24 protein-coding genes are annotated in these 25512 nt (G+C 45.4%); 6 read left to right on the top strand and 18 right to left on the bottom strand.

The window, feature by feature from the left end; genetic code table 11:
• Positions 1 to 26 precede the first annotated feature (26 nt).
• From GLO7428_RS28610 to GLO7428_RS26880, 8 genes are all read right to left on the bottom strand, one after another.
• Positions 27 to 5414 (bottom strand): PAS domain S-box protein, encoded by a 5388-nt coding sequence (locus GLO7428_RS28610; protein WP_015190010.1) that lies wholly within the window; start codon positions 5412 to 5414, stop codon positions 27 to 29.
• 147 nt (positions 5415 to 5561) lie between these two features.
• Positions 5562 to 5744 (bottom strand): DNA-binding transcriptional regulator, encoded by a 183-nt coding sequence (locus GLO7428_RS18040; RefSeq protein ID WP_015190009.1) that lies wholly within the window; start codon positions 5742 to 5744, stop codon positions 5562 to 5564.
• 488 nt (positions 5745 to 6232) lie between these two features.
• Positions 6233 to 6712, bottom strand: coding sequence for a DUF4383 domain-containing protein (locus GLO7428_RS18035; protein ID WP_015190008.1), 480 nt, complete (start codon positions 6710 to 6712; stop codon positions 6233 to 6235).
• 386 nt (positions 6713 to 7098) lie between these two features.
• The gene (locus GLO7428_RS18030) at positions 7099 to 8142 is read right to left on the bottom strand and encodes a hemerythrin domain-containing protein (protein WP_015190007.1); all 1044 of its coding nucleotides are present in this window, start codon (positions 8140 to 8142) and stop codon (positions 7099 to 7101) included.
• 34 nt (positions 8143 to 8176) lie between these two features.
• Entirely contained in the window at positions 8177 to 8338 is a 162-nt protein-coding gene (locus GLO7428_RS27950) for a hypothetical protein (RefSeq protein ID WP_155823784.1), read from the bottom strand.
• A 129-nt stretch (positions 8339 to 8467) separates the two neighbouring features.
• Positions 8468 to 9076: a vitamin K epoxide reductase family protein gene (locus GLO7428_RS18025; RefSeq protein ID WP_015190006.1), complete on the bottom strand. Its 609-nt coding sequence runs from the start codon at positions 9074 to 9076 to the stop codon at positions 8468 to 8470.
• A gap of 318 nt (positions 9077 to 9394) precedes the next feature.
• Positions 9395 to 9745 (bottom strand): hypothetical protein, encoded by a 351-nt coding sequence (locus GLO7428_RS18020; protein ID WP_015190005.1) that lies wholly within the window; start codon positions 9743 to 9745, stop codon positions 9395 to 9397.
• Between the two features lie 619 nt (positions 9746 to 10364).
• Positions 10365 to 10610: a hypothetical protein gene (locus GLO7428_RS26880; RefSeq protein WP_015190004.1), complete on the bottom strand. Its 246-nt coding sequence runs from the start codon at positions 10608 to 10610 to the stop codon at positions 10365 to 10367.
• Between the two features lie 65 nt (positions 10611 to 10675).
• On the opposite strand from GLO7428_RS26880, the gene GLO7428_RS18015 reads away from it, so the two are divergent.
• Entirely contained in the window at positions 10676 to 11854 is a 1179-nt protein-coding gene (locus tag GLO7428_RS18015; protein WP_015190003.1) for a hypothetical protein, read from the top strand.
• A 156-nt stretch (positions 11855 to 12010) separates the two neighbouring features.
• Here GLO7428_RS18015 and GLO7428_RS18010 read toward each other — a convergent pair whose 3' ends face one another.
• From GLO7428_RS18010 to GLO7428_RS17965, 9 genes are all read right to left on the bottom strand, one after another.
• Entirely contained in the window at positions 12011 to 12673 is a 663-nt protein-coding gene (locus tag GLO7428_RS18010; protein ID WP_015190002.1) for a Na(+)/H(+) antiporter subunit B, read from the bottom strand.
• The gene (locus GLO7428_RS18005) at positions 12670 to 13233 is read right to left on the bottom strand and encodes a DUF4040 domain-containing protein (protein WP_015190001.1); all 564 of its coding nucleotides are present in this window, start codon (positions 13231 to 13233) and stop codon (positions 12670 to 12672) included. Before GLO7428_RS18005 ends, GLO7428_RS18010 begins: the two co-directional genes overlap by 4 nt.
• The gene (locus GLO7428_RS18000; RefSeq protein WP_015190000.1) at positions 13226 to 13504 is read right to left on the bottom strand and encodes a monovalent cation/H(+) antiporter subunit G; all 279 of its coding nucleotides are present in this window, start codon (positions 13502 to 13504) and stop codon (positions 13226 to 13228) included. The genes GLO7428_RS18005 and GLO7428_RS18000 overlap by 8 nt, the downstream gene beginning before the upstream one ends.
• Positions 13505 to 13507: 3 nt before the next feature.
• On the bottom strand, positions 13508 to 13768 hold the full coding sequence (locus GLO7428_RS17995) for a hypothetical protein (protein ID WP_015189999.1): 261 nt from the start codon (positions 13766 to 13768) through the stop codon (positions 13508 to 13510).
• Complete coding sequence (locus GLO7428_RS17990; protein WP_015189998.1) at positions 13765 to 14154, bottom strand: Na+/H+ antiporter subunit E; 390 nt, start codon at positions 14152 to 14154, stop codon at positions 13765 to 13767. The genes GLO7428_RS17995 and GLO7428_RS17990 overlap by 4 nt, the downstream gene beginning before the upstream one ends.
• A complete protein-coding gene (locus tag GLO7428_RS17985; RefSeq protein WP_015189997.1) occupies positions 14151 to 15578 on the bottom strand; it encodes a cation:proton antiporter in 1428 nt (475 codons plus the stop codon). The genes GLO7428_RS17990 and GLO7428_RS17985 overlap by 4 nt, the downstream gene beginning before the upstream one ends.
• Complete coding sequence (locus GLO7428_RS17980; RefSeq protein WP_015189996.1) at positions 15575 to 15910, bottom strand: cation:proton antiporter subunit C; 336 nt, start codon at positions 15908 to 15910, stop codon at positions 15575 to 15577. Before GLO7428_RS17980 ends, GLO7428_RS17985 begins: the two co-directional genes overlap by 4 nt.
• A gap of 467 nt (positions 15911 to 16377) precedes the next feature.
• Positions 16378 to 17034 (bottom strand): DUF938 domain-containing protein, encoded by a 657-nt coding sequence (locus tag GLO7428_RS17970; RefSeq protein WP_015189995.1) that lies wholly within the window; start codon positions 17032 to 17034, stop codon positions 16378 to 16380.
• Positions 17001 to 17489: a thiol-disulfide oxidoreductase DCC family protein gene (locus GLO7428_RS17965; protein ID WP_015189994.1), complete on the bottom strand. Its 489-nt coding sequence runs from the start codon at positions 17487 to 17489 to the stop codon at positions 17001 to 17003. Before GLO7428_RS17965 ends, GLO7428_RS17970 begins: the two co-directional genes overlap by 34 nt.
• Before the next feature lie 172 nt (positions 17490 to 17661).
• Between GLO7428_RS17965 and GLO7428_RS17960 the strand changes: the two genes are divergently transcribed.
• The 5 genes from GLO7428_RS17960 to GLO7428_RS17940 all read left to right on the top strand — a co-directional run bounded on the left by GLO7428_RS17960 (position 17662) and on the right by GLO7428_RS17940 (position 24183).
• Complete coding sequence (locus tag GLO7428_RS17960) at positions 17662 to 18468, top strand: DMT family transporter (RefSeq protein ID WP_015189993.1); 807 nt, start codon at positions 17662 to 17664, stop codon at positions 18466 to 18468.
• 331 nt (positions 18469 to 18799) lie between these two features.
• On the top strand, positions 18800 to 19939 hold the full coding sequence (gene gcvT, locus GLO7428_RS17955; RefSeq protein ID WP_015189992.1) for a glycine cleavage system aminomethyltransferase GcvT: 1140 nt from the start codon (positions 18800 to 18802) through the stop codon (positions 19937 to 19939).
• Positions 19940 to 20294: 355 nt separating this feature from the next.
• Entirely contained in the window at positions 20295 to 20684 is a 390-nt protein-coding gene (gene gcvH / locus GLO7428_RS17950; RefSeq protein ID WP_015189991.1) for a glycine cleavage system protein GcvH, read from the top strand.
• 249 nt (positions 20685 to 20933) lie between these two features.
• Complete coding sequence (gcvP, locus tag GLO7428_RS17945; RefSeq protein ID WP_231295642.1) at positions 20934 to 23756, top strand: aminomethyl-transferring glycine dehydrogenase; 2823 nt, start codon at positions 20934 to 20936, stop codon at positions 23754 to 23756.
• A 13-nt stretch (positions 23757 to 23769) separates the two neighbouring features.
• Entirely contained in the window at positions 23770 to 24183 is a 414-nt protein-coding gene (locus tag GLO7428_RS17940; RefSeq protein WP_015189989.1) for a thioesterase family protein, read from the top strand.
• A gap of 9 nt (positions 24184 to 24192) precedes the next feature.
• Here GLO7428_RS17940 and GLO7428_RS17935 read toward each other — a convergent pair whose 3' ends face one another.
• The gene (locus tag GLO7428_RS17935) at positions 24193 to 25158 is read right to left on the bottom strand and encodes a kelch repeat-containing protein (protein ID WP_051038451.1); all 966 of its coding nucleotides are present in this window, start codon (positions 25156 to 25158) and stop codon (positions 24193 to 24195) included.
• Positions 25159 to 25512: the final 354 nt, after the last annotated feature.

The following is a 25512-nucleotide window of genomic DNA, read 5'->3' as shown; positions in this document are numbered from 1 at the left end:
GAAAACAGATTTTAGCCAAGCTTGCTTTAAAGCAACTGACGGTGACGCAAGAGTTGGCAAATCTCCTTCACCAAAGTATCAGGTTCTATTGGCTTGGCTAGATGTCGTTGAAAACCAGCTTTTCTTGCTTGTTGCTGGTCAATCTCTGCGGCATACGCCGTCAGTGCGATCGCCAAAACATCCCCCCGCTGTTCGCGTGACATGGCGCGAACCTGCCGCAGCAGCATATAGCCATCGGTTTCTGGCATCCCAATATCGCTGAGGAGAACATCTGGCTGAAACGATGTTAACGCTGCTAAAGCTTCCGTCGCAGTTGCCACACTCCTGACTTCGGCACCAGCTTGCGCGATCGCAACGGCAATCACCTCGCGCATATCTGCTTCGTCATCGACAACTAGCACTCGAATTCCCACCAATGGCTGCTCGTCATTTGTGGCTAACGGCGGTTGCTGCGCCGGATTTAGTCCACTTTTCGTTTCTGATAACGGTAATCGCACGGTAAAAGTGGCACCGTGTCCTTCCCCTGGGCTATCTGCTGTCACTGTACCGCCGTGCAGTTCGACCAAGTGACGCACGATCGCAAGCCCCAAACCCAATCCGCCAAACTGCCGCGTTGTCGCACCGTCTTCTTGGCGAAAGTAGTCAAACACGTGTGGTAAAAACTGCGGCTTAATTCCTTTTCCGGTATCGCTGACGCTAATTTCAGCTTGCTCGTCAACGCGGGTTAAGCGCACTGCAACGCGTCCACCAGCGGGAGTGAATTTTACCGCATTAGAAACGAGATTCCACACAACTTGCTGCAAGCGGCTAGAGTCTCCTAACACCTCTTTTACTTGCGGATCGAATGTCGTTTGGATATCGATTGCTTTGGCAGTCGCAGCTAAATTCACAGTTTCGATCGCAGCTTCCACTACCTGCACTAAATCGACTGGACGAATGTTGAGCGTAAGTTTACCTTGGAGAATCCGCGACACATCAAGTAAGTCTTCGATAAGTTCCGTTTGCAGCTTGGCATTGCGTTCGATTGTGGCGAGTGCTTGTGCAGTTTTGCTCGCGTCGAGTTTACCCGATTGCAACAACTTCGTCCATCCAAGAATCGGGTTCAGCGGCGATCGCAACTCGTGCGATAGCACAGCTAAAAATTCATCTTTGATCCGGTTTGCTTGTCTTAACTGTTCGGCTTGCTGTTGCAGCGAAGCCGTCAAATTGGCTCGTTCTAGCGCGATCGCCATCTGCTCGCAGGTAGATTGCAGCAAGTCAATTTCTTCGGGAGTAAAGTGATTGCGGGTACGGCTCGCAAACGAAAGCGTTCCGAGCAACCGTCCTTGAACAATCAGCGGTTGCCCTGCATAAGCAGTAACCCCAATCGAGCAAATCAGCTTGGCGTTAGGATGCATAGCGATTTGCGCTTGGTCGAGGACAATTTGCTGCCGCGCCTGTGCCACCATTCCACACAGAGATTGACCAAATTCCATCCATTCAATTGTTTGAGCTACTTCTTCAGAGATCCCCGCATAGCTGCTTAGATGCAGCATTTGGCGATTGTCTTTTTCCTCGACGATGTAGTTATAGTAATAATCCAACTCAAGCTGGGCTGCAAGTTTGCTAAACAAGTTATGCATCAGCGATTGAGGTTGTTGTTCGGTCGCGAGTAAATCGCTTGTGGTGTCATAAAGCAACCGAAACCGCTCATCGGCTTGCCGCTGCTTGGTTCTATCCTGCAAAATCTTCACGAATCCTTGCGCGATCCCTGCTTGGGTTTGTAACGGCATCACTAAGCCACTACCCCAAAAGCGGCTACCATCTTTGCGCACGTGCCAGCGTTCATTTTCTGCTTGTCCTTGCGCTAGGGCGATTTGTCTTTCCTGTTCGGCTTTTCCTTGTTCGTTGTCTTCCGGCGTAAAAATAATGCGACCGTTGCAACCGAGAATTTCAGCTTCTTGGTACCCTAACAATCGTTCAGCACCAGAATTCCAACTCGCGATCGCGCCATTGAAGTCGAGCGTGAAAATCGCATATTCTTTCGCGCTTTCCACCATTAACCGAAAGCGCGCTTCGCTTTGACTTAGGGCTGCTTCGCTTTGCTTGCGATCGCTAATATCAATCACAAATTCGACGTTTTCAGTTTCGTTGAGTCGCTGCGCTGCGAATAATCCCCACCAGCGCGAGCCGTCTTTGCGGAGAAATTCTTTTTCATAAGGTGTCGTGCGCCCAGTGGAAAGCAACTGCGCGATCGCCTGCTGCGAAGCCACCAACCATTCCGGCGGGGTCATTGTATCCCAACGCAGCACGCCTTGCTGCAAATCTTCGCGGCTGTAGCGACTCATGCGCAAAAAGGCATCATTGGCATCGACGATCTGTCCATCGCTGCGGAAAAAAATCACGCCGACTGTCTCGATCGCAATTGAGCGCCGCAGACGTTCTTCCGAAGCGCGTAATTTGGCTTCGGCACGTTTGGCATCGTCAATATCAACACTGCAACCGTACCAAGCTTCGATTTTACCGTTTGTACCACGTCGCGGGAGCGCGCGAAACACGTGCCAGCGATATTTACCATCGCGCCGCCGATAACGCACTTCTCCTTCATAAACCTCACCTGTTTCCTGGCAGCGTTGCCAATACGGCAGAATCCACTGTACGTCGTCTGGGTGTAATGTTTCTACCCACGCAAGACTTGTTGCCGTTGCGGGAGTTTGTCCAGTGAACTCATACCAGCGATCGTTAAAATACGTATTTTCTCCATTTGGGGAACAAACCCACATGAATGCAGGTGCGGCGTTCGAGATTGTGCGAAATTCTTCTTCGCTTTTGCGCAGTGCTTCCTCAGTACGGGTGCGTTCGATCTGGCTCCAGATGCGTTCTGATAGTCCGCGCAGCAATTCGAGTTCGTCGGTGCGCCAATCGTACGGCGCTTGATGAAACACACACAGCGAGAATTTCCATTCACCGTCTTTGACGATCGGGACGCTTAGTTCCGCACCGATGTTCAGCGCGGCATATCGCTGTGGATCGGCAACACGCGGGTCAGTGTTGACATCCCGAAGGACGATCAATTCTCCCGCTTTGGCTGCTTGCACAAACTCATCCTTCACAAACTCGCGTAGAGGATAAACTCCTACAATGCTCGGCGTATCATCTTGCTGCCAAGTGTAATTGATCGTAACTTCGTTGATCTTTGTATTGACTTCAACAAAGGCACAGCTTGATATATTCAAGTAACGGTTGAGGTGTGCGCCAATTGTTTGCACAATTTCGTCTACACACGTTGCCGCAACAAGGTCTTGACTAATCTGCGCGAGAAATTCTGCATTTAATTCTGTGCGTTTGCGATCGCTAATGTCGTAGGACATGGCTAGCACTGCATCAACTGTCCCCTGATCGTTGTACAGCGGCGTGCCGTGCGATATGTAGTAACGATTGTGGCTGTAATGCTCGAAGCTAAAGGGTTCGCCACCGAGCGCTTGGCGGAAGTAAGGTTCGTAGCGTGCCACGAGGGTTGGATCAAGGGCTTCCCAAAGCGTTTTGCCGACAAAGTTCTCAGGGTTCATGCCGGCGATCGCCAGCGCTTTACCTTCTGCGAGCAGATAGCGCAGTTCGCGATTCACAATAAAGACTGCCCCATTTGGCAAGTTGGCAGCAACCGTACGAAGACTGATTTCGCTCTGGTGCAATGCCTCAAGCACCTGTTTGCGATCGCTTAAATCGAGAACAAACGCCACCGACTCTTCTCTGGCTTCGCCAACTAGACTATAGCCGACTAGTACCGGAACCCGCGCGCCATCTTTGCGAATGTATTCCTTTTCGTAAGGAGTACAGGCACCGCTTACCCGTGCGTCTGCGATCGCCTGTGCATCGATTGGCAGGTACTCTGCTGGCGTGATGTCGAGCCAGCGCAGCTTACCGGCATTCAAGTCTTCTCGCGTGTAACCCACAATGCGCAATAACTCATCGTTGGCTTGATGAATGTTGCCATAGATATCTCCGTAGAGAATGCCAACAACATTCGCATTGACAAATCCGCGCAGTCGTGCTTCGTTTGCGGCGAGTGCGGCTTCGGCTTGCTTGCGCTCAGTAATATCAATCGAGATGCCGATTGCGCGCTGTGCTTCCCCGTTTGAGCTATAGAAGATTTGACTGCATGAAGCCAACCATTTGATCCCCTCTACAGGGTGACGAATGCGAAACTCAAAGTAAAGCGTAGATTGTCGCTGCTCCAGCGCTTGGCGTACCGTGCGATCGGCTGATTCGCGATCGCTTTCTAAAACTGTTGCTAACCAGTTTTCGTAGGTGGATGGCGTTGCTGGATCGAGTCCATACAAAATGTAGTATTCTTCTGACCAAAATACACTGCCCGTTGCCACATTCCAATCCCACGTTCCGGCTTTGGCAGCGAGTTGAGCGACTCTTAGCCGTTCTTCGCTTTCGCGTAGCGCTTTCTCAGCTTGTTTGCGTTCAGTAATGTCTTGCCAGCAGTTGATGGCACCAATAATTTGTCCTTGTGCGTCGCGAACGGGTACTGCTTGAACGAGTGCCGCAATCCGGCTACCATCAGCGCGCTCAATTACCCATTCTTCATTATTCACCGTTTCACCGTAGCGTGTAGCACGATACAAGGGCATTTGCTCGTGCGTGGGATGAGTTATGCCATCTGCTAAAAATAGACGATGCGACTCGATGCGATCGCCTGACGAGGAACCAATGACGGTTTCGCTTGGTTTACCTAATAACTCTTGCGCGACTCGGCTATTGGCAACAATCGGAAAGTCTGGTGGACCACCAGCGATTGTAATGCCCTCCGGTACGTGTTCTAGCAACATATGCAGCAAACGTTGCGCAGATTCGGCAGCCTCGTGGGTCTGGTGATTGTACAAAGCAGCGGCGGTAAAGTCTGCCAGGCTAGTCATGACCCGCACATCTTCGCTATCAAACTGCCTTTGTGGGTTGTGGGAAACGATCCAAATTGTCCCTAGCAGGCGATCCGTCGCTACTAACGGAATCACTAAACTTTCAACGACCGTCGGTTCAATTGACTGAAGATAGGTAAAATATCGTGCCGGATAAGAATATAGTTGCGGAGCTTGGCGCTCTAAACAAACACCACAGGGACTAAACTGGCGTGGCGTTGTTCCCTGCTCGTATTCTGCTAGATCTCCCGCGAGTACCACCCAGCGGAATTCTTCACCTTTTTGCGTTGTTTCTAGCAAGCTTACCCCCGCTGTTCCTGCTTGGCAGAGGTCTTTTGCGATCGCCACTAGAGTTTTGAGCATCGTTGGCGGTTGCTCAGCGAGATGCCGTGCTAGCTTGCGAAAAGCATCATTCTCAGCTTTCAAATCAGGATTTCTGGATTCTCGACGGGACAATTCTTGGGTAATCAGAACATCATTTAAGCTAATTTGTCCCATCTCGCGTGTCATAATTCCTACTTTTTCTCAAATCAACTGGCTCAGCCCTCTCTATTTCATTAAAGGCTATCTCAGTTTCGCTGAGTTCTGCTAAATTAACGCTCCTATTCTTTGGCGCAATGCTGATTTAGCAGCGTTATGTTGAGTGTAGCGGTTTGCCTAATCAATTGTGCAGTTAGCTTGTTTCACCATCGATGAAGACGCTGTCTGTTCATTCTCCCAACAGCTGACGGTTTTGAGCAAAACGCCTAATTTAGCAGCCAAGCTTCCTTGAGAAAGTTTCAGTTGCTGTCGTAGTTCGCCAATTAAATCTAAAGTTTTCAACGGCTTTATTGTCGGCATCACCCTTCTCGTTTCCCCTTAAATTAAGACAAATAAAGTAGTGATGTACCCCACCTGGGGAAGATTTTAATCTATCGATTAATTGTTCTTTAAGCTACATTAGCATCGTTTTAAGAATACGCAAATCAGCTTGCCTCGCTTGCCAAAAGTCCGTAGACTCTCAGTAAGCGAGGCACAATGGCGTACACAAATTAACTTGAAACTTATGCACTTGCGTGTAACTCACCACACGTGGGAGATTTTGGTTTTGATTCTCTCCATCCCCTCTTGCTCTCCTCCAGAAGCTACGGTGTACATATAAGTCTAGACTGGCGTCGCTCCAAGCTTTTTCGCCCCCTTGCATTCCCCACCTGTGGGGGACTTTGAAGCAGAACAGGCTCGGAAGTTCCCCAAGCTTGGGGGTTGGGGGCACTTCGCCAGGGACTTTGCTAGATACCGACTATTTGTGTGTACACGGTAGCCTCCAGAATGGGAAGAGAAGATAATGTTTATGACTGCTCGCGTAAGCTAGTGCCTTTTACCTTTGCTGGAATAACAATTCCGTAGTAAGCTGTAGCGATCGCAACTAAAGCATTAAACCAAACATTATTACCAGAAATCGGCATTAAGCCAAACGTTGTCCGCGCAAAGGGCAACAATCCCATAATCGCAAGCAACGCATAGGCGATCGCAAAACCTCGATTAAATGCGCGCGCACTACTTAAACTTGAGTATGACGCAATTCCTAACAACCCAACAGCCGAACGGACAATATTATGTAAAAAATTGGTAGGAAACAGCCCAAAAACGTAACCATATCCTAGATTATAGGCGCGATGAATTTCATCTGCTGGAATATTAGGAACATTGGTTCCTTGTAGAGTAGTAAGTCCAGGAATAAAGCCAGCTACGCCAATAATTAAAAAGAGAATACCAACAACGAGCGCGCAATAACGCTCGGTAAGATTTGCCGCGTTTGTATTTTCCATTATCTTGATTTTTTCTTGTTCTCGAAACTTTAGTTTGATTTACTAGAGAAGCCTTGATGTCACTAAGATTTGCCTAAAAATGCACTTTTGTACATCTAGCTAAATATCAAGCTCACTACTCTTTATTCAACTAAAATTTGAGCTATAAACCTCTATCAAAAGTCAGGCATCAAACTTAGCAAAATATGTACTTTTTATACAAAAAAGTAGCTCAATTGAATATTTAGGCGGGTTGCTAGCTATTTAAAATAAAAATTTATTAAAATCTTCTCTCAAAATTAACTTATTCCACGATAAAGACTCTTTCACACTCAAAAACTATTGAATCACTTAAAATTAGCCATGCCTTCAATGGTGTTACTACAACCAAAGACATGGCTATCGCTCTACATAGCGGCTGTAAATTCTTGTTGGATCTTACTCTTGGCAGCTTTGAATTCCGTCGCCATTTGCTCTTTTTGTTCGGTGCTGCAATTGTTGTCAATCGCTGCAAACAGGGTGCTTTCTTCTTGACGAATGTGATCGCCAACAGTATCCATTAAATCTTTAACTTTTGATCTAAACTCGTCGGCTGAAGCGGGGTCAATCGACTTAATCTCATCAAGCATTTGCTTCATTTGAGCTTGTTCATCGTATAGTTCCTGTGTGTTGTCATCGCCGTAGAACGATCGCACTTTTGGATAAACAACTTCTTCTTCAGCTTGAGCGTGTGCTAGCAAATCTTTGTAGAGTTGCCCAAAATACTCTTGGAGCTTTTGCGGATCTTTCGTGGCTCCAATTTCAGTGAAAATGGTATTCACCTTGTTATGATCCAGCCGGATGAGCGTCTGGATATTCATATCCTGTTTATCCGTGTTTTGGGTAACGACACTACCAGCAACACCTGACAAGGCAGCGATCGCATCTTGCACCCGCGCCCATATTCCTTGCTTTGCGTCTTGACCCGTCATTTCACGGACACCCGCCTGTTCGAGCATCCCTTTAAGTTGTTCCTGATGAGCGCGACCCTCAAAGTTAACGGTGTTCAGCGGAGCGATTGCTACTTCAATATCAGCCCCTACTACTTGAGCCGCTTTGTGAATCATGATTCCGCTCATCGCTTGACCATGCTTCATCAATTCGTGGTGAATGAGCTTTTGATAAAACGTAAACTCATCCCCCGACATCATTTGCTCAAATTGCGGAATAAATATCTGCGTTGCTGCACTTGGTTCAACTTGAATACCGTATTGCACGATAACAGTATCTATAATGCCGATGTTTTTCTGGTCATCATTCAGCATATTTTGAAGACGTTCGCGAATATCGTCATAAGGGCAGGTATCTATAAGTTTTTGCGCATTGGAAATAATTAAATTCTGAAATGCCTTCAAGTCCGCTAATCTTTCACCAATCGCCAAGCGCTTTGTATCATCTATGCTTGTAACCATCTTGACTCCTCTATGAAAATAATCTAAATAACACCTAAATCACCGCAGGGGTGATGTAGCTCAACATAATTGCCCCAATTCCGCACGAAATTTTAGGTAGCGTTGTTTGCGCCTCGCTGATTAATGAATGCTTTGTGTCACTTGATATCGTTACAAGGCGATTCGAGTTCAAAGAAGATGCGATCGCTAAATTCATCAACTATGATTCAGGGTTCACAAAATGCTCTATCTCTCTCGATATATTCAAGTGCGTCATACCACAAGCTGAGCGTGAAGCAGAGTAATGACCAGTTAAACAACTGACTTCACGCGCACCTAAAATGAATTATTGCGTGCTACCTGCTTTATTATTTTGACTGCGGCGTCCCAGCAAGGTACGAACAGCGGTAAGCACTTCGGGAACTGCAAGCACTAACGATGCGAGAGAGCAAACCGTCGCTACCTGACAATACTCGCACAGTGCTTTGTTTTCGCTCCACTCCTCGCGCGCTAACTCCAGTGAAACAGCGCTATCCAACACAATTTTAATACCCATTGCAATCGGTAGCAGCGGGTTTACCCGCGCGCGTTCCAAACCTCCAGCCGCAGCAAGCCATCCAGTGAGCGCGTAATTCAGCACCATAATTGGTCCATCAGGTGAATTGAATCGGCTGTAAGCGTAGTTAGATGCATCCACGCGATCGGCATCGAAAAGTTCTTGTCCTGGAGGATCAGGTAAGTGACTAATAATTCCAGTTTGATAAAGTGTAACGAGTTGTCCCATTGAACCGCCGAGCATAGACAAGCCAATAATTGCTCGCCGACGACTCATATTAGGGTTCTTTCCTTGACGCAGTTCTTGACTTAGTTGTTTTGGTTCCATAAAACGCAATCTTGATAACGTATGCGTTGGCAATGCGGCGACGTAAATGCCTTGTGCTCTGAGCAAATACATTCCTTACCATTGTTGGAAACCAGTTTGTCGCGTACCCCTTCCCCTGGAGATAGTTCGCGCTTGCAGTGGCTATCAAGAAGAGTAGATTTATTGTAAAGATATTTTGTGATGAAATAGACCTTAGACGTGCATAGATAAATCAAACCTCACGCTCAAGCCGATCGCGCGTAGCACAGCCTTGAAAGCAGCAGACGGATACACTCGTCATGCTACAAATTTATTTTGCGATCGCTTGAATGGTCTTTGGCGCTTTGCACTCGATAGTTCCACTCTTCATGGATAAGTGGTAAAAGCGATCGCCTCTAGCAGTAACATCCTCTATTTATTAGCTAATAAGTGGGTTGCTAAGCTTGGAATATCCAATTGATTGGAATTAACAGCTTCAAACGTAGCCCGTTTTATGCCCTTAGCATAGATATGCATGAAACAAGGATAATTTGAGGCAGATTGTTCAAACTCAAATTCCAGATCAATTAATGAATTTACAGGTCGAAATCTAGTTAGGTTATTGGGAAAAATTTGAAAACTATGATTGGGTACATCTATCATTAGCTTTCCTTCATCCAAATATAGTTGCCAAGCTGTCTCTGTTGCACGGTTGAGGAAAGTAATAGCATCGCCTGAAATTACAAAATGTGGAGATTTAACAAATTCAAATTCAGAATTCATAAAATTAGAATGACTAAGAATTTTGCCAACTGAATCTTGCAATTTTATTGTAAGTCTTCTCCAACTAGCGATCTAAATATCTATCAGTCTGTGATTCAAAGTCTCCATCTACCTTGGCTAAATGGGAATTAATGGGCAACATAATAACATAAGCTTGTCATCCAATTAATAGTTAATTAATAAGCTTATCTTGCTTTAAATAACAGCTTCCTTAAGATAGATTTAAATATTAAGTCGGCAAGTATTTAGCGATACTATTAACAGAAATAAATTCAACGTTACGGTTTATTTTTATGCAGTATTAGACTATATGTAGACTGATTGTCCTTTGTCACTAACACTGGTTTTAAATAGTTTGATGATTGCTATCCGATTATGTTGCGATCACGATCGCAACACAAATAGCATGATTAGCAAGTTTACTACTGTAGTAAATGTTTGAATGCCCACTACGCATTCCACGCTTTAGTCGGTAAATTTGCAATAATTCCAATAAATCAGAAAGTTTATTTACATTACTGTTTTTGTTGGAATTTATACATCATGATATTCGGGAAAAATGCTACTAATAGAGCGTTAAGCTCTCTGTGTCAGTGTGGCTTCAATTGAATCAACTTGACTAACCTGCACGACGACGTTTCTGCTGCTTGACTAATACAGGTCTAGGTTTCTTCTTTTTAGCTACTTTAGTGCTGTGAGTCATACTTGGGCGACATTGCTCGCAGTATAAAGGACGCGGACCATAAGTTTCGCGTTCAGCATCTTTGTTACATTGCTTACAGATAAACTTGTACAGGCGCGTATGAATCACCCGCTCGTGTGCTCTAACGGTGTATTCTCTTACGTGAACTTTTTTAGATGGCATAGGCTAGGAATAATATACTGCTGTAAACAATATGCTAGCTGGAAGCAGGAGTTTAATCGCTAACAATGCCTCAAAATCATCACTTCATTCACAACTTAATTGAAATGCGCGAACACTACCAGGCGGTTGTCCAAAAGTGCGATCGCGCGAGTTCTCATGCTGGCGCTCAACTTAATTCCCTCAACGCTTTGTTAGCGGATCGCTTAGTTGAAAACCAGCACATAGAAAGCTTACTGCAACTGAGAGCACACTATCAAACGCTATACGCGCAACAGCAACAACAAGCCCAAAATGCTAAAGAACAGATCGCGCACATCAATGCATTACTCGCAGACCAATTAGTATTACAGCACAACGAACAACAGATTGCTGTTCAATCAACGACCATAGCCCAAAAACAGCTTAACGAAGGATTAACACTCATTACGGATGAGGACGATCGCTCATCACCGCAACAGCAAGAATTGGAAAAGTTGAAGTCACCAATACTTTCAGACTCTACTCAAGCGCCGCAAGACGTACAAGAACTGCCACATCCACAGATCCAAACCTCCGTCTTTACTCCAGAAGCACAGCATTTGGAATCTGACATCGCTATCAAGTCACCAGATCTTGAACATCAAACAACATCAGCGCCTCCCCCACAATCGCGCTTCTTAAAAACACCACTCGTCCCACAATATCAACACCTAACTAAATCAGAAGCCGTTGAACAGCTACTGCAAAAAAATGAAGGAAGTATTCTACACATTGATTACATCATTCGTGCTTTGCATGGTGAACTTGATGCTGAAGACCTCAAAGCAGAAAAGTTACGAATGAACGACACTCTACGTAAAGGAGTAGAAAAAGGATTATGGGACAAAGTACCTGATTCGCCTGGTTGTTACACGATTGACTTGACGTTAGTTGAACAAACAAGTAAGGGCACACAAACAAATTACCACCAAAATCGAAACAACCAACTTCCTAAGCCCATATCCAACAACGAGTCAGAACCGCCACTATTGCCACGTTATCGTGAGATGAGCTTTACTGGCGCAGTGACCACTGTCATACAAGAAAACGCTGGCGAGGTTTTGACTCCAGAGATAGTCGCAAAAGAGTTGTACGGCGACATAGCAGGAAAAGCTTTGACACAAGCAAAAGGCAAAGTTGGCAAAACCTTGTGGAATGGCGCTAAACAAGGACGCTGGCAAAGTGTTCCAGGTCAGCTAGGAATGTATACATTGCCGTTAAACTAATTGAATTAAACTCGCTGCTCAAATCGTTGGATCATAGACATTGCCTAGGCTTGCTAATTGATTGCTTTTTATGCGGCTTGCGTCAGATTGATAGTGTTGAGATCAGAACCTCGCGCGTAAAAAGCGATCGCTCGACTTGTGCTTCTCACTATCGATTTATAATAAACCACGATAACGAATAAACAGTAAAATAGCCGCCCAAGAACCCAACGCGACTTTGACGGCGACGAGAATATTGAGCAAAGGAATTGCCCCGCCACTGACAAGTGCGCCTAATTGTCCGTGTGGTAATTCGATGCCGCTAAGTGTGACCGCTGCCAGCACAATAAAAATCAAAACGGAAATTTTTTCCCATGTAGCAGCGTGCCAGCGTTTATAGAGTGCTTGCATCCACACCGACGGTGCAGTAATTGCCACAAGACCGATCGCCGTTCCGCCCGCCACGCCAGCGGCAAAACCACCACCAGGACTTAAATGCCCGCGAATTGCGAGTTCGATGCCTACCAATGCTGTAATTGTTGCACCCAGACGCGCTAGCACGATCGATGGTTCATCGGTAAATTGATAAATCGTGGTTGTTGGCTTTTCGTTAGCTAAGAGATAATAAGCGCCCAAGATCGCGATTGTAAATACCACCACCTCGAAAATCGTGTCATACAAACGATTTCGGAAAATGATACCCGATACGGCATTGGGTACTCCACTATCTTGCACGACTAATTCAACAATAGAGACATCCGTTAAGTCGAGTGCTGGATTAGGTATGAGCAGCATTTTGACAAACATTGCAATTCCCGCTGCAATGTAGACCCACTTCATGAATGATTCTCCTTTGCGTCTAATGGATTGATATAAGTGAGACTGGTTTCTGGCGACGCGAGTTCGGCTTGCATAATTTCATAGAGGCGTTGAACTCTAGTGACAGTATGATAAGGTTGCGCATCAGAAGGCGATCGCAAAACACACGTTGTATGAACGTCTTTGTCAACTAGTGCTTGCTCTAAAGCCTGCATATCGGTATACGGGAACACTTCAAGCCGCATATGACGTTTGCGCAAAATTGTGCGTAACTGATCGAGGAGTTGCCCAAACTGGTTGCCCTCGGCGGCACTCCACTCATCCTTGAGAACACCAAGACGCATAACGAGTGATGAACGTACCGCCACCGCATATAGCGTAATCGCCAGCATAGTACCGACTAGCGCTTCGGTCAAAGCCACATCCGCTGCGCCCAAAACCGCATACACCAAAGCGGCGATCGCTCCGAGAATGCCGCGAATCACTAAGGCATGGTATGGATTGACTTGAAACACCAAAATACACGCACTCAATGGCAGTAAAGCCGCGATCGCATAGATATAGAAATCATTCTCATTCATAGCTATCTCCGCTACTCGAACAGTATGCCAGCACGTATCCCAGCACCGTGTTCCAAATTGCCAAGGAGATAATCGCCAGGATCAACAACGGCCATTCACTAGGGATTTTCAAAAGTAGCCCAAAGATGATACTCATTGAACCCAGCGTATCCGCCACCGAAAGGCTATGCAGTTTGAATAAGATAGATCGCTTGCCCAATAGGTGCAAGGTTCCCCAAAACCAAAAAACCAGTCCTACGCCAATGCATATATAACCTAATAAGTCAACCATAATTTACGAATTTGAAACATCATTCATGCGTTTAATGACGTGTGCTAGTAGCATTAACGCAGCGTTGCCCACACTTAAAATAATGACGGCGACAATCCCAATCATCCAATCATCACGAAAGACAGAGACAACGAGTGCCATAATTGCTGTCTTGGTTGCAATACTCGCAAATGCCAACATTCGCTGCCAAACTTCATCATCTCGCCACGCCGCGTAAGTCGGTATGAGTAACGCCAAAATCATCGCTACAAGTACCAAGTTCATGCTTTTTTCCTCCGTTGCACGCGGTGAACTTCGTACCAGCCATCTTCGTGGTATTTCAAGACAATCGTTTTGGGTGTAAAGGTGATCAGAAAGATATCGAGAAATATCAGTCCTGGTGTGCGGCGTGGTGGAACTCGTTCCATCGTTACAACTTCTTGGGTATGCGGGCGAAACATAATTTCAACCGCCTCAATATAAGCTTGTGGAATCGCTATCACAATTTCCCAAAGCGCCCGCAACCAATCTTTTAAGGCGGCGCGAGATTTGTGGCTGTGCGGCAACAGCAGCGCGACGCTGACACCGATGATGATATTGACCGCGCTGAAATTAGCAGTGAGTAAAAACCAGATAGCGAGTCGTAAAATCAGATTGAGATATCCAGTCATGTAAATACCATCCAAAACAGCAAAATCAACATCAGGCTCATCCCACCAATCAGATGCTCAAATTGCTCTAGTACGCGCGGTAGCCTGAGTTCTAAGCGTCGAAAAACGACAAGATATGCTACCCAGCCAGCACCAATAATCGCGAGAACTTTCGTGATATTCGCAACGGTATACGCCTGGTAGTAGGCAATATTGGCGATCGCCAGCACCGCGATCAACGGTACGACTGCTAACCACAAACCAAAGCGAATTTTATCGCTACCTCCACGCGGCAGAAAGATGAATTTGGCATACACGATTGCCGTTCCTGTGGCACCAATATTCATCGCGATCGCGTACGCGGGTGGCAAATCTTTTAGCGTGAGAATCTTCGCCGCAAAACCAACAAACAAGGGACAGCCTGAAATCGAAAGACTCGCCATCACCAAAGCAACCCACAACGCCGTATTAATCGACCTTTGTTGGAGTTCCTTAAAGTTGCGGCTAGGTAAAGTCCCTGCAATTAAAAATAACGTCGATTTAGCGACCCCGTGCGCCAGTGCATACAAGCCTCCTGCACTCGGTTCAGCGAGTATCCAACCCAACTGGGAAACTGTACTTAATGCTAACGTCCGCTTCGTGTCTTTTTCCAAAATTGCATAGAATACGCCCAGTAGCGCAGCCCCTACGCCGAATAGCCGAACAATCGCATCCACTTCATCCACAATCAGCGCACACCGTACCAGCGGAAACACACCCGCTTTAACGACAACTCCTGATAGCATCGCGGAAACGGGCGATTCGGATTCAGAATGCGTTAGCGGTAGCCACAACCCAGATACAAAAACTCCGCCTTTTGTCAAGAGTCCCAAAAAGATTAGCGCGAGTGCCTCGGTTGGTGCGCCGCGCAAACCCCCAAACGCAAACGAATGATGCGTCTGATAGACGAGTACCGCACCTACGAGATAAAACAGCATTGCTGTGTTGCTGACAAACAAATAGCGCAATGCTACCCATAGCGATCGTTCAGTTCGAGGATAGGCAATCAACAGAAACGCCGCAATCCCGATCACCTCTAGTGCTACATACAAACTGATAAAATCGGCACAGACAAACACAGCATTCAGGCTGCCATGCAGAATAGCAATCTGCATATAAAAAAAAGCTGTTCTATCAGTGTGCCAACAGTAGAGAATAACTGCTGTCGCGACCAGTGCATTAGTTAAGATAAAGTAGCCACTTAGCTGATCGACTTGCAACGTGACACCGAAGTTATCGAGTAATTGCAGTGTCAGCGGTGATTGCGCTAGCAAGACTTGCAACGCATATCCCATCGAAACCAGCGTTACACCCAGTGCGAGGTAGCGGTCAAGTTTGGGGACAAGATAAATGAGAAATCCTGTAAACAGTGGTAGGGCGATCCAAGCGATCGTCAAAGTATTCATGGCATATTGTTCTTTTCGATCTCGTTGCTTTCCAACGTCGGGTTATCCCGTGCCAGTTTCATCACACCGACTAGCATCAAAGCTTGAATCGAAAAGCCGATGACAATTGCCGTTAATATCACTGCCTGGGGAACTGGATCGGCGTAGATACCTTTTTTGACGTTTGAAAAAATTGGTGTATATAAACCATCTCTTGAGGCAATCAGCACGTAATAAGCAATAACTCCTGTGCTCATCACATCCATTGAGATGATTTTCATCACAAGATTCTTTTTAAAAATTATGCCGAAAAAGCCGCACAATATTGTTGCAAGGATACACGCTTCTAACACGGGATTTGCTGGTTGGGTAAAGGTTGGTCGTAATCAAGAGTGAAATGATGCTTCGCGATCGGCAGTTTATTTCCTGTATTTATGCCCTGCCTCATGCTTAAAGCCCAACACCATTTTTTGTTAGTGTAAATATTTATTTGACCAAAGCAGGCGATTCCGCAAAATCTCTTTAATGATTGCAGCATAAACCTTGCTCCCTTTAACAGCGCGTCATCAATCCCCGATCTAGAAATGCAGCAAATTAAAACGCGATCGCGTTTCTAGCTCAAACTGCACTCGCTTGTTAATCTGGTAATTGCCCTTCCTGCTCACCACATTATGGCGTGCATCAATTAATCGCAATGATTAATTAAATATAAAATTGAAAGTAATCTGATAATACTTGATTCCGGCGCTTCTGACGAGTCCTCATGCCATAGAATTCTGATATAGTTATGATAGAATTCCTCGTCAGCTAAAGCGCAATTCTAACTCAGCTTTTTAAAAATTACCGAAAGATTATTTGCCGGCATCGCCACAGTTTCAACAAGTGCGAGACCTTCCGTTTTCGCAACTTCGACGACATCCTCTAAATTGCGCACGCCCCACGCAGGATTTTGCGCGCGTAAACTCGCATCAAATGCGGCGTTACTCGCTGCTGTATGTTGACCGCGTTGTTTAAAAGGTCCATAAAGATACAAAATTCCACTAGGGGGAAGAATGCGCTTCGCCCCTGCAAGTAATCCCAAGCAAGCCGCCCAAGGAGCAATATGAATCATATTAATATTAACGATCGCCACAATGTCTAATGATTGTTGTTCGACCGTCCAGATAGGATCGCATGCGTCGAGAGCGATCGTCGGATAAAGATTTTCCACCTCAGGAGCAGATTCGCGCCATGCCATAATACTGGCACGTGCTACAGGGTTCGGGTCAGACGGTAGCCACCGACGCGGATAAATGCGCGGTGCAAAAAACACAGCGTGTTCTCCGGTGCCGCTAGAAACTTCTAATACTGTACCTGTTGGCGGCAACACTTCAAGAAGAACTTCTAAAATCGGTTCGCGATTGCGAAGAGTGGCAGGCGCGTATTGTCGGGCATCAAAATCATTCATTGCATCTGGCAGCGCCCTTGTGTTTTGCATTCTAACTGCTTTTGGCGATCGGCAACAATAGTTGCTAAATCTGGTCGCCCAGTCAACCGTAGCCGCCAGTCAGCCCATATACCATACAGTCTATCGGCAATAGCACCAATGATGGGTAACTTAGTCATTGCATAAACCCATCCCATTCCTAAAGTTTCGTAAACTCGGCGAAAAACTTCTACATTTTTGACGATTGTGCCATCAGGAAGTACCGCATGAATTCGCCCCATCGCAGTTTCAAAGTCTACGCCGCCATGCGCTTGGGGGCTATAATCTTCATCTGCAATATCGACAAATGCTACAAGCCCGCGACCAGCATCGCGTTTCTGCAAGAAGTTGACTTCACGCAAACACAACGGACATTCACCATCGTACAGTAGCTTAATTTTCCAGGATGTTGAATTTGAGACTTGTTGTGCTGTAGATTCGCGTGATTGGATATTTGATGCAGACATGAAATCAATCTCAAGTATTTTAAAGCTGATATCTCTATTTTAAGAAAGATGAAGAAAAATTAACGTAACTAACTCTGCTTCCTCTGCTTCCTATTCGCCATTAACCTTAAAGTAAAACCGCAGGAGTGATGCGCTACAGTAGGAATCGCTTTGCGAGGGTGTCTACGGTTAAATGATTCAAATCTTGTGTGCTGCACTTTTATGGGGGTTTGCTGGGGCGTTAGCTGGGCGCTTAATGGGAGGAACGTTAGAACCTGCAATACTTGTACCGTTACGCTTTTTTGGTAGTTTTTTAGTGCTTTTGCCTTTTATCTGGCGCTTTCCGCCACAGAATAAAGAGTTTCCCCGCCTTTTTGCGATCGGATTAGCACTGACACTCACTCAAGTTAGCTACTATCTAGCAATTCATCTATCTAGTGTGGCAACGGGGCTATTTTTGCAGTACATGGCTCCAGTGTTACTTACTTTATATGCCTTAGTGCGTGGAGAAAGTTTATCTCGACCCAAATTATTCGGCTTAGGATTTGCAGTCGTCGGCGCATATTTTTTAGTTGTAGGTCCGCAAGGACTCGCAGGCGGATGGGGAATCGCTTATGGTATTGCTTCGGCTTTCTTGTTTGCTACTTTTTCTTATTTAGGCATGGGAATGCGCGCCCACCCGTTAACTGTGTTAGCGATCGGGATGGGAGTTGGTAGTATTCTAAGTTTACCTTTTACTCCTTGGGACAAAGTGCTGAGCTTGAGTGCTGTTGATTTAGCCGCAGTTGCATATATTGTTCTGCTGGGAACTGTTGTTCCCTTTGGTTTATTTTTGTGGGGAGTGCGTCAGATTCCGGCACGCATAGCAACATTAGTAGCGATGATTGAACCAGTATGTGGAGCAATTTTTGCTGTTTTCTTAGTTGGGCAACTTATTTCACCGTTAGCCGTATTCGGTGGGGCAATGATTTTATGTGGCGTTTGGCTGAATACTACATGAGAGGTCAGAGGTTTTTTAGATAGACACAATGAGTGTAGGGAGTGGAGGGCTTTATTAGACCTTCTGCATGAAAAGAATTGCAAATAAATTCGCTACTCAACAAACAAAGTCCATGGAGATGGACTACGGGTAAGAGATGCCTTACCTCCTCAAATCTATTGCTTATAGTGTGCGGAGGCACACTTTGTTCAAATAGCCGCGACTTCAGTCGGAGGGTACTTGTGATTCATGCAAGAAGTCTATTGAATTAATACCCATATTACCCCTTACCAATTCACATAAAGACTGGGCTTACGATATATAAGATGTTTAGTAACTCAATGGGTTGTCTGTGGCTAATCAAGAAGAATTAGTTCCGGAAATAGCGCTACCGTTAGCTCAAACACCTTTATATCAACTCGCACTCGAACTCAAAGCCCGACTCACTAGCTTTGGTGGCTGGGAAATGCCCGTGCAGTTTGTTGGTATTAGTAAAGAACATCAAGCGGTACGCACTGCGGTGGGGATGTTTGATATTTCCCATATGGGTAAATTCCATTTACGCGGAAAGCAGTTGATTTCTCAGTTACAGCGTTTAGTTCCCTCCGATTTAAATCGCCTGCAACCAGGTCAAGCGCAATACACTGTGTTGTTAAACTCGCAGGCTGGAATTATTGATGATATTATTTTCTACTACCAAGGGGAAGATGGTGGGGAACAACGCGGCGTTATGATTGTGAATGCGGCAACCACTAGTAAAGACAAAGCATGGATTTTGCAAAATATTGATTCAGAATACGTACATCTGCACGATGTTTCTTCAGAAAAAGTTTTAATTGCTGTGCAAGGACCGCAAGCAGCGACAGTTTTACAGCGTTTTGTCCAAGAAGATTTATCTTTGCTCAAAGCATTTGGACATCTTGAAGCAACTGTTCTTGGTCAACCTGGGTTTATTGCGCGAACCGGTTACACCGGAGAAGATGGCTTTGAAGTGATGGTTGATACATCTATCGGGATAGAACTATGGCGATCGCTTTATGATGCTGGTGTCATTCCCTGCGGACTTGGCGCGCGTGACACGCTACGACTCGAAGCTGCAATGGCGCTTTACGGACAAGATATTGATGAAACGACCACACCCCTCGAAGCTGGTATGGGTTGGCTAGTTCATTTAGATTCTAAAGAAGATTTTATCGGACGTGAAGTGCTGGCTCAACAAAAAGCCCATGGAGTTCAACGCAAACTTGTCGGATTGCGTCTTGAAGGAAGAAACATCGCGCGTCATGGCTATCAAGTGCGATCGCACTCGAAAGTTGTTGGCGAAATCACGAGCGGTACACTCTCGCCTACACTAGGTTATCCTGTTGCTTTAGCCTATGTTCCTACTTCCTTAAGTCAAATAGGACAGCAGCTAGATGTTGAGATTCGCGGAAAATTGTATCCGGCGATCGTTGTTAAACGACCATTCTATCGGTCAAAAACGCGGTTATAGCCGAGATGTTAGCAAATAATGAGTATAGCAGTGGTTCTGAAGCTCTATGCAATAGCTCTCCTGCATGAATGTTTGACGAATAAATTCGCAGCTAAACAAAAGAAAATCTACCACTGTGAACGTATTGATCAAAGTCTTATTTAAGTGTACAAAGGTACACTTTACTGGAGTAGCCCTCGACTTCAGTCGCAGGGCATTTGTGATTCATGCTGAAAATCGTTTTGGATTTTTATGAAATAATGGGCGCTAGGGTCGGTAACTGGTAACTGATCGTTGGTCATTGTCAAGAATACCTATTACCAATTACTCATTACCAATAAAGTAAGTATCAATGCTTTTATTGTTGAGGTTACACATGGCACTGGAATATCCCAGCGATTTAAAATATCAAGATTCTCACGAGTACGTACGGTTAGACGGCGATATCGCCACAATTGGGATTAGCGCCTTCGCCGTAGATCAATTAGGTGACATCGTGTTTCTCGAATTGCCCGAAGTTGGTGACGCGCTAACCAAAGGAGAAAGCTTTGGTACAATTGAGTCAGTAAAAGCAGTGGAAAACTTGTACGCCGCCGTTAGTGGTACTGTAGTTGAGCGTAACGATGACATAGTAGAAGCACCTGAACAGTTAGCTGATGACCCATACGGTGAAGGTTGGTTGTTAAAAGTGCGGATTACCGACTCTAGCGAACTCGACGATGCAATGTCTGCGGATGAGTATCAGGCACAAGTAGAAGGCGAGTAGCCGTAGGCTTAAGCCTACAGGTGGCTAGAGAGGGAAAAGTTATGAAATGGCATAATTATCTTTTCCCTAGTTCTCCATATTTAAAATAATGTTGCAGAATATGAAGAAGAAGTCGTGTCTGGAGAGCAGTCTGTGGTAGCTTATCGCTCTGGTACTGGTTCAATTCGTCAGCAACTGGTAGAAGCAGCCCAAGAATCTTTTTCTTTCGCACAAAGGCATATTGGTTCTAAGCCAGAAGAAATTCAGCAAATGCTTGATGAATTGGGTTTGGCAACGCTTGATGCTTTAATCGACCAAACCGTACCGCAGGCGATTCGACTTAATAGACCGCTTCAGCTAGAACCTGCGCAAAGTGAATACGCAGCTTTAGCCAAACTCAAAGAAATTGCCTCAAAAAACCAAGTCTTTCGCTCGTTTATTGGCATGGGGTATCATGACTGCGTCACCCCGCCTGTCATTCAGCGTAATATTTTAGAAAATCCTGGCTGGTACACAGCTTATACTCCCTATCAGCCAGAGATTTCACAAGGACGACTCGAAGCGTTACTAAACTTCCAGACCGCGATCATTGATTTAACTGGTTTAGAAATTGCGAATGCTTCACTTCTTGATGAGGCTACCGCAGCCGCCGAAGCAATGGCAATGAGTTATGGAGTGTGTAAGCACAAAGCAAACACCTTCTTTGTTTCGCAAGATTGCCATCCGCAGACGATCGCCGTTGTGCAAACTCGCGCAATACCGCTAGGAATTAAAATTATTGTCGGCGACCATCAAACGTTTACCTTTGATGAATCGGTCTTTGGGGCGTTGTTACAGTATCCGGCGACTGACGGCACAATTTACGATTATCGTCACTTTGTTGAACAAGCGCATACAGTAGGGGCTTTAGTCACAGTTGCTGCCGATCCCTTAAGCTTGTGTTTACTAACGCCACCTGGAGAATTTGGGGCGGATATTGCCGTTGGAAGTACGCAACGTTTTGGCGTTCCCCTCGGCTACGGCGGTCCTCATGCAGCTTATTTTGCAACAAAAGAACAATACAAGCGACAAGTTCCAGGGCGTATCGTTGGCGTCTCAAAAGACGTTCATGGTAAGCCGGCGCTACGTCTTGCACTCCAAACCAGAGAACAGCATATTCGGCGGGAAAAAGCAACAAGCAACATCTGTACCGCCCAAGTGTTATTAGCTGTAATGGCATCAATGTACGCGGTTTATCACGGACCGCAAGGCTTGAAGAATATTGCTCAACGCGTTCATCAGCTAACTGTTCTTTTAGCTGAAGGTCTCAAGCATTTAGGCTACACCATTACTTCAGAACACTACTTTGATACGCTACGGATTGACCTTGAACCCGAACAGGTTACAGAAATCATTGAAGCAGCCTTAGCACGGCAAATCAATCTACGGACGATTAACGAAAGGGCGATCGCCATTAGCTTGGACGAAACAACAACCGAAGCCGATTTGTACGATTTATGGCAAATTGTTGCAGGAAGTGAAGTATCTTTCGCGCTAGAGGAGTTAGCAACTCCCCAATCAGCACTTGAAAAAATCCAACCTTTTGCCCGCAGTAGTGGTTATCTAACGCATCCTGTCTTTAACAGCTACCATGCTGAAACTGAAATGCTGCGGTATATTTACCGACTGCAAGCTAAAGATCTGTCGCTAACAACATCGATGATTCCTTTGGGTTCATGCACGATGAAGTTAAATGCGACGACGGAAATGTTACCTATCTCGTGGCAGGCGTTTGGTAAAATTCACCCATTTGCACCTTTGTCCCAAACTAGAGGGTATCAAATCTTGTTCGCGCAACTCGAACAAGCTTTAGCCGAAATTACAGGTTTTGCAGGAATTTCACTCCAACCCAACGCAGGTGCGCAAGGCGAGTACGCAGGCTTACTCGTGATTCGGCAATATCACGCAAGTCGCGGCGAAGCGCATCGTCAAGTTTGTCTGATTCCAGAGTCAGCCCACGGAACAAACCCCGCAAGCGCAGTGATGGCGGGAATGAAAGTCGTGGCGATCGCCTGCGACAAACAAGGCAATATCGACTTAGACGATCTTCAAGCAAAAGCCGAAAAACACAGTCACGAACTTGCGGCTTTAATGGTGACGTATCCTTCAACGCATGGTGTCTTTGAAGAACAAATCAAAGATATTTGCGCGATTGTTCACGCCCACGGCGGACAAGTTTACATGGATGGGGCAAATATGAATGCCCAAGTGGGAATTTGTCGTCCTGGCGATTATGGTGCAGATGTGTGTCACCTAAACTTACACAAAACTTTCTGTATTCCGCATGGTGGTGGCGGTCCAGGAATGGGACCAATTGGCGTAGCGACGCATCTTGTACAGTTTTTACCAGGTCATACAGTAGTAGAAATTGGTGGCGAACAAAGCGTAGGCGCGATGGCGAAACGCCCCTGCCGTTGGCAGATCGCTGCTGCCCCGTGGGGAAGTGCGAGTATTTTACCGATATCCTGGATGTATATTACGCTCATGGGCGCAGCAGGGTTGACGCAAGCAACCAAAGTCGCGATTCTCAATGCAAACTACATTGCCCATCGTTTAGCACCTTACTACCCAGTATTGTACAGAGGTAAATCAGGGTTAGTTGCACATGAGTGCATTCTAGATTTGCGATTCCTCAAAAAATCTGCCGGAATTGAAGTAGACGACATCGCCAAGCGGTTAATGGATTATGGCTTTCACGCGCCTACGGTTTCTTGGCCTGTTGCTGGCACAATGATGGTAGAACCAACTGAAAGCGAATCAAAAGCCGAGTTGGATCGTTTCTGTGAGGCGATGATTCAAATTCGCCAAGAAATCGCAGAAATTGAGGCGGGTAAAGTCGATATGCATGATAATGTTTTGAAGAATGCTCCGCATACTGCTGATGCTTTAATTTCCTCAGATTGGCAACATCCTTATTCCCGCGAACAAGCTGCGTATCCTACATCGTGGACTCGCGAACACAAATTCTGGACGACCGTTGGACGAATTGATAACGCTTATGGCGATCGCAATTTTGTTTGCTCGTGTTTGCCAATGGAAGCGTATAGTGAGTGAGTAGTCGTTATATATGCAACCATTTACAACACAACTACGGGTACGCCATTATGAAATGGATGCCTTGGGTCACGTCAACAACTCAGTTTATCAACATTACCTCGAACAAGCCGCGATCGAACACTTAGAACATTTGGGCTTTTCTTTGGATGTCTATCGCGAACTTGGCGGTGTTTTTGTCATGCGCCGGATTGAGATCGACTATCTGCGTCCGGCGATCGCAGGTGACACGCTAGAAGTGCGTACTTGGTTGCAAGAAATGCGCGGTACGCGGGCGATTCGACGTTATGAAATTCGCAAATATGGCAACGATCACTTATTAGTAACTGCTGAAGCCTTGTGGGTATGGGTGGATGCAGTGTCGATGCGCCCTAGACCCATTCCTGATGTGTTACTCGATGCTTTTGTACAAATGCAGCATTCTTGAGAAGATTTTTTAACTTACAAACTGAAATCTACCTCGGTAAACTGTTTTATCAAAAGCTGGAGCGCCGGAAGAGTAGTAGATACTACCATTGATAAAACCTCCAACACCAGAGTGACGTTTAGTCGGTAGTGGCGTTAACTCACGCCATGAATTAGTTTTAGGATTATATACCGTTACCTTATTAACTGCTGACTTGTGTTTAACCTCGCCACCCACTAAATATATTTCTCCATTAATAACAAAAGTAGCAGCCCCAATATGACTGCGTGGTTGCGGTAAATTAGCGACTTTAGCCCATTGCTTTGTTGCAGGATTCCAAACGTGGACACTATTTTGTGTCGTTAAGTAGTCATCATAACTATGCTGCCCGCCGATCGCATAAATCTTGCCGTTGACAATTGCATCTCCTAAGTGCGATCGTGGATTGGGTAACACAGCCGCTGTTTGCCAACCAGCAGCAATATTATCAAGCTTGAGTATCCAATGATCGCCACGGTCAATTCTATTAAGATCTGCTCCACCAAAGAAATGCAATTCTCGTTTCAAATTACTAAAGCCACCGCTACCTCTAGTTTGTGGTAATGGTGGCATTTCTGACCAAGTATTCGTTGCAATGTTGTAGCGTAAAACTTTTCTTGTTGCAAATAGTTGTCCGCCTTCTGGTTTACCAACATACCCGCCTGCTAAATAAATATTTCCGGCGTCAGCCGCAACTCCTGCATGAGTAATTCTAATTGGTATATCTGCAAGACGTTTCCACGTGTTCGTTGCTGGATCGTACACATCAGCACGATTTGTTGGTCTCCACTTAGAAGTATATCCGCCTAACTGATACAATTTACCACTAACTACCGCACTCATTGCCTCTCCCGTACCGACTGGAGAAGGTGCAACTGTCGTCCATTTAATTTCGGTTGCAGCTAAAGATTTAACTGTAGTTAATACTACAGAAATAATTACAATAAACGCTATCATAACCCTCTGTTTTTTTAAGTAGCGCATTGTGTTTTTATGTAGAGGACAAACAATTCTCAGTTTAATTTAATTACATTTAATTTAGCAGTTCAACCACACAACTTTAATTTACTAAGTTAGGACTAAAACTTTTGCTGTAAAATATTCTTTAGTATTATTTATATAAAGAATATAAGCCGATTTTGTTGATTACAGTATTCACGTGAATCGCCACATAAAAAACACGTTGACTAAAGCAAAATAAATTAAGATAGAAAAGGTACCAAAAACATCAAGAAGATTTGCATAGCCTATAAAATAATCCCAAGCACAATTTGCAAGTTTTTCTAGATATAGATGTAAAACTTAACTTAA

This window comes from Gloeocapsa sp. PCC 7428, from assembly GCF_000317555.1.
Classification (GTDB): Bacteria; Cyanobacteriota; Cyanobacteriia; order Cyanobacteriales; family Chroococcidiopsidaceae; genus Chroogloeocystis.
Note: the sequence above shows the minus strand (reverse complement) of the source record. Positions and strands in the feature narration are given on the sequence as shown.

Bases quoted from the DNA above. Each gene is read 5' to 3' on its own strand.
- GLO7428_RS28610 (WP_015190010.1), bottom strand. From the start codon at position 5,414: ATGACACGCGAGATGGGACAAATTAGCTTAAATGATGTTCTGATTACC.
- GLO7428_RS18040 (WP_015190009.1), bottom strand. From the start codon at position 5,744: ATGCCGACAATAAAGCCGTTGAAAACTTTAGATTTAATTGGCGAACTA.
- GLO7428_RS18035 (WP_015190008.1), bottom strand. From the start codon at position 6,712: ATGGAAAATACAAACGCGGCAAATCTTACCGAGCGTTATTGCGCGCTC.
- GLO7428_RS18030 (WP_015190007.1), bottom strand. From the start codon at position 8,142: ATGGTTACAAGCATAGATGATACAAAGCGCTTGGCGATTGGTGAAAGA.
- GLO7428_RS27950 (WP_155823784.1), bottom strand. From the start codon at position 8,338: ATGAATTTAGCGATCGCATCTTCTTTGAACTCGAATCGCCTTGTAACG.
- GLO7428_RS18025 (WP_015190006.1), bottom strand. From the start codon at position 9,076: ATGTATTTGCTCAGAGCACAAGGCATTTACGTCGCCGCATTGCCAACG.
- GLO7428_RS18020 (WP_015190005.1), bottom strand. From the start codon at position 9,745: ATGAATTCTGAATTTGAATTTGTTAAATCTCCACATTTTGTAATTTCA.
- GLO7428_RS26880 (WP_015190004.1), bottom strand. From the start codon at position 10,610: ATGCCATCTAAAAAAGTTCACGTAAGAGAATACACCGTTAGAGCACAC.
- GLO7428_RS18015 (WP_015190003.1), top strand. From the start codon at position 10,676: ATGCCTCAAAATCATCACTTCATTCACAACTTAATTGAAATGCGCGAA.
- GLO7428_RS18010 (WP_015190002.1), bottom strand. From the start codon at position 12,673: ATGAAGTGGGTCTACATTGCAGCGGGAATTGCAATGTTTGTCAAAATG.
- GLO7428_RS18005 (WP_015190001.1), bottom strand. From the start codon at position 13,233: ATGAATGAGAATGATTTCTATATCTATGCGATCGCGGCTTTACTGCCA.
- GLO7428_RS18000 (WP_015190000.1), bottom strand. From the start codon at position 13,504: ATGGTTGACTTATTAGGTTATATATGCATTGGCGTAGGACTGGTTTTT.
- GLO7428_RS17995 (WP_015189999.1), bottom strand. From the start codon at position 13,768: ATGAACTTGGTACTTGTAGCGATGATTTTGGCGTTACTCATACCGACT.
- GLO7428_RS17990 (WP_015189998.1), bottom strand. From the start codon at position 14,154: ATGACTGGATATCTCAATCTGATTTTACGACTCGCTATCTGGTTTTTA.
- GLO7428_RS17985 (WP_015189997.1), bottom strand. From the start codon at position 15,578: ATGAATACTTTGACGATCGCTTGGATCGCCCTACCACTGTTTACAGGA.
- GLO7428_RS17970 (WP_015189995.1), bottom strand. From the start codon at position 17,034: ATGCAAAACACAAGGGCGCTGCCAGATGCAATGAATGATTTTGATGCC.
- GLO7428_RS17965 (WP_015189994.1), bottom strand. From the start codon at position 17,489: ATGTCTGCATCAAATATCCAATCACGCGAATCTACAGCACAACAAGTC.
- GLO7428_RS17960 (WP_015189993.1), top strand. From the start codon at position 17,662: ATGATTCAAATCTTGTGTGCTGCACTTTTATGGGGGTTTGCTGGGGCG.
- gcvH (WP_015189991.1), top strand. From the start codon at position 20,295: ATGGCACTGGAATATCCCAGCGATTTAAAATATCAAGATTCTCACGAG.
- gcvP (WP_231295642.1), top strand. From the start codon at position 20,934: ATGCTTGATGAATTGGGTTTGGCAACGCTTGATGCTTTAATCGACCAA.
- GLO7428_RS17940 (WP_015189989.1), top strand. From the start codon at position 23,770: ATGCAACCATTTACAACACAACTACGGGTACGCCATTATGAAATGGAT.
- GLO7428_RS17935 (WP_051038451.1), bottom strand. From the start codon at position 25,158: ATGATAGCGTTTATTGTAATTATTTCTGTAGTATTAACTACAGTTAAA.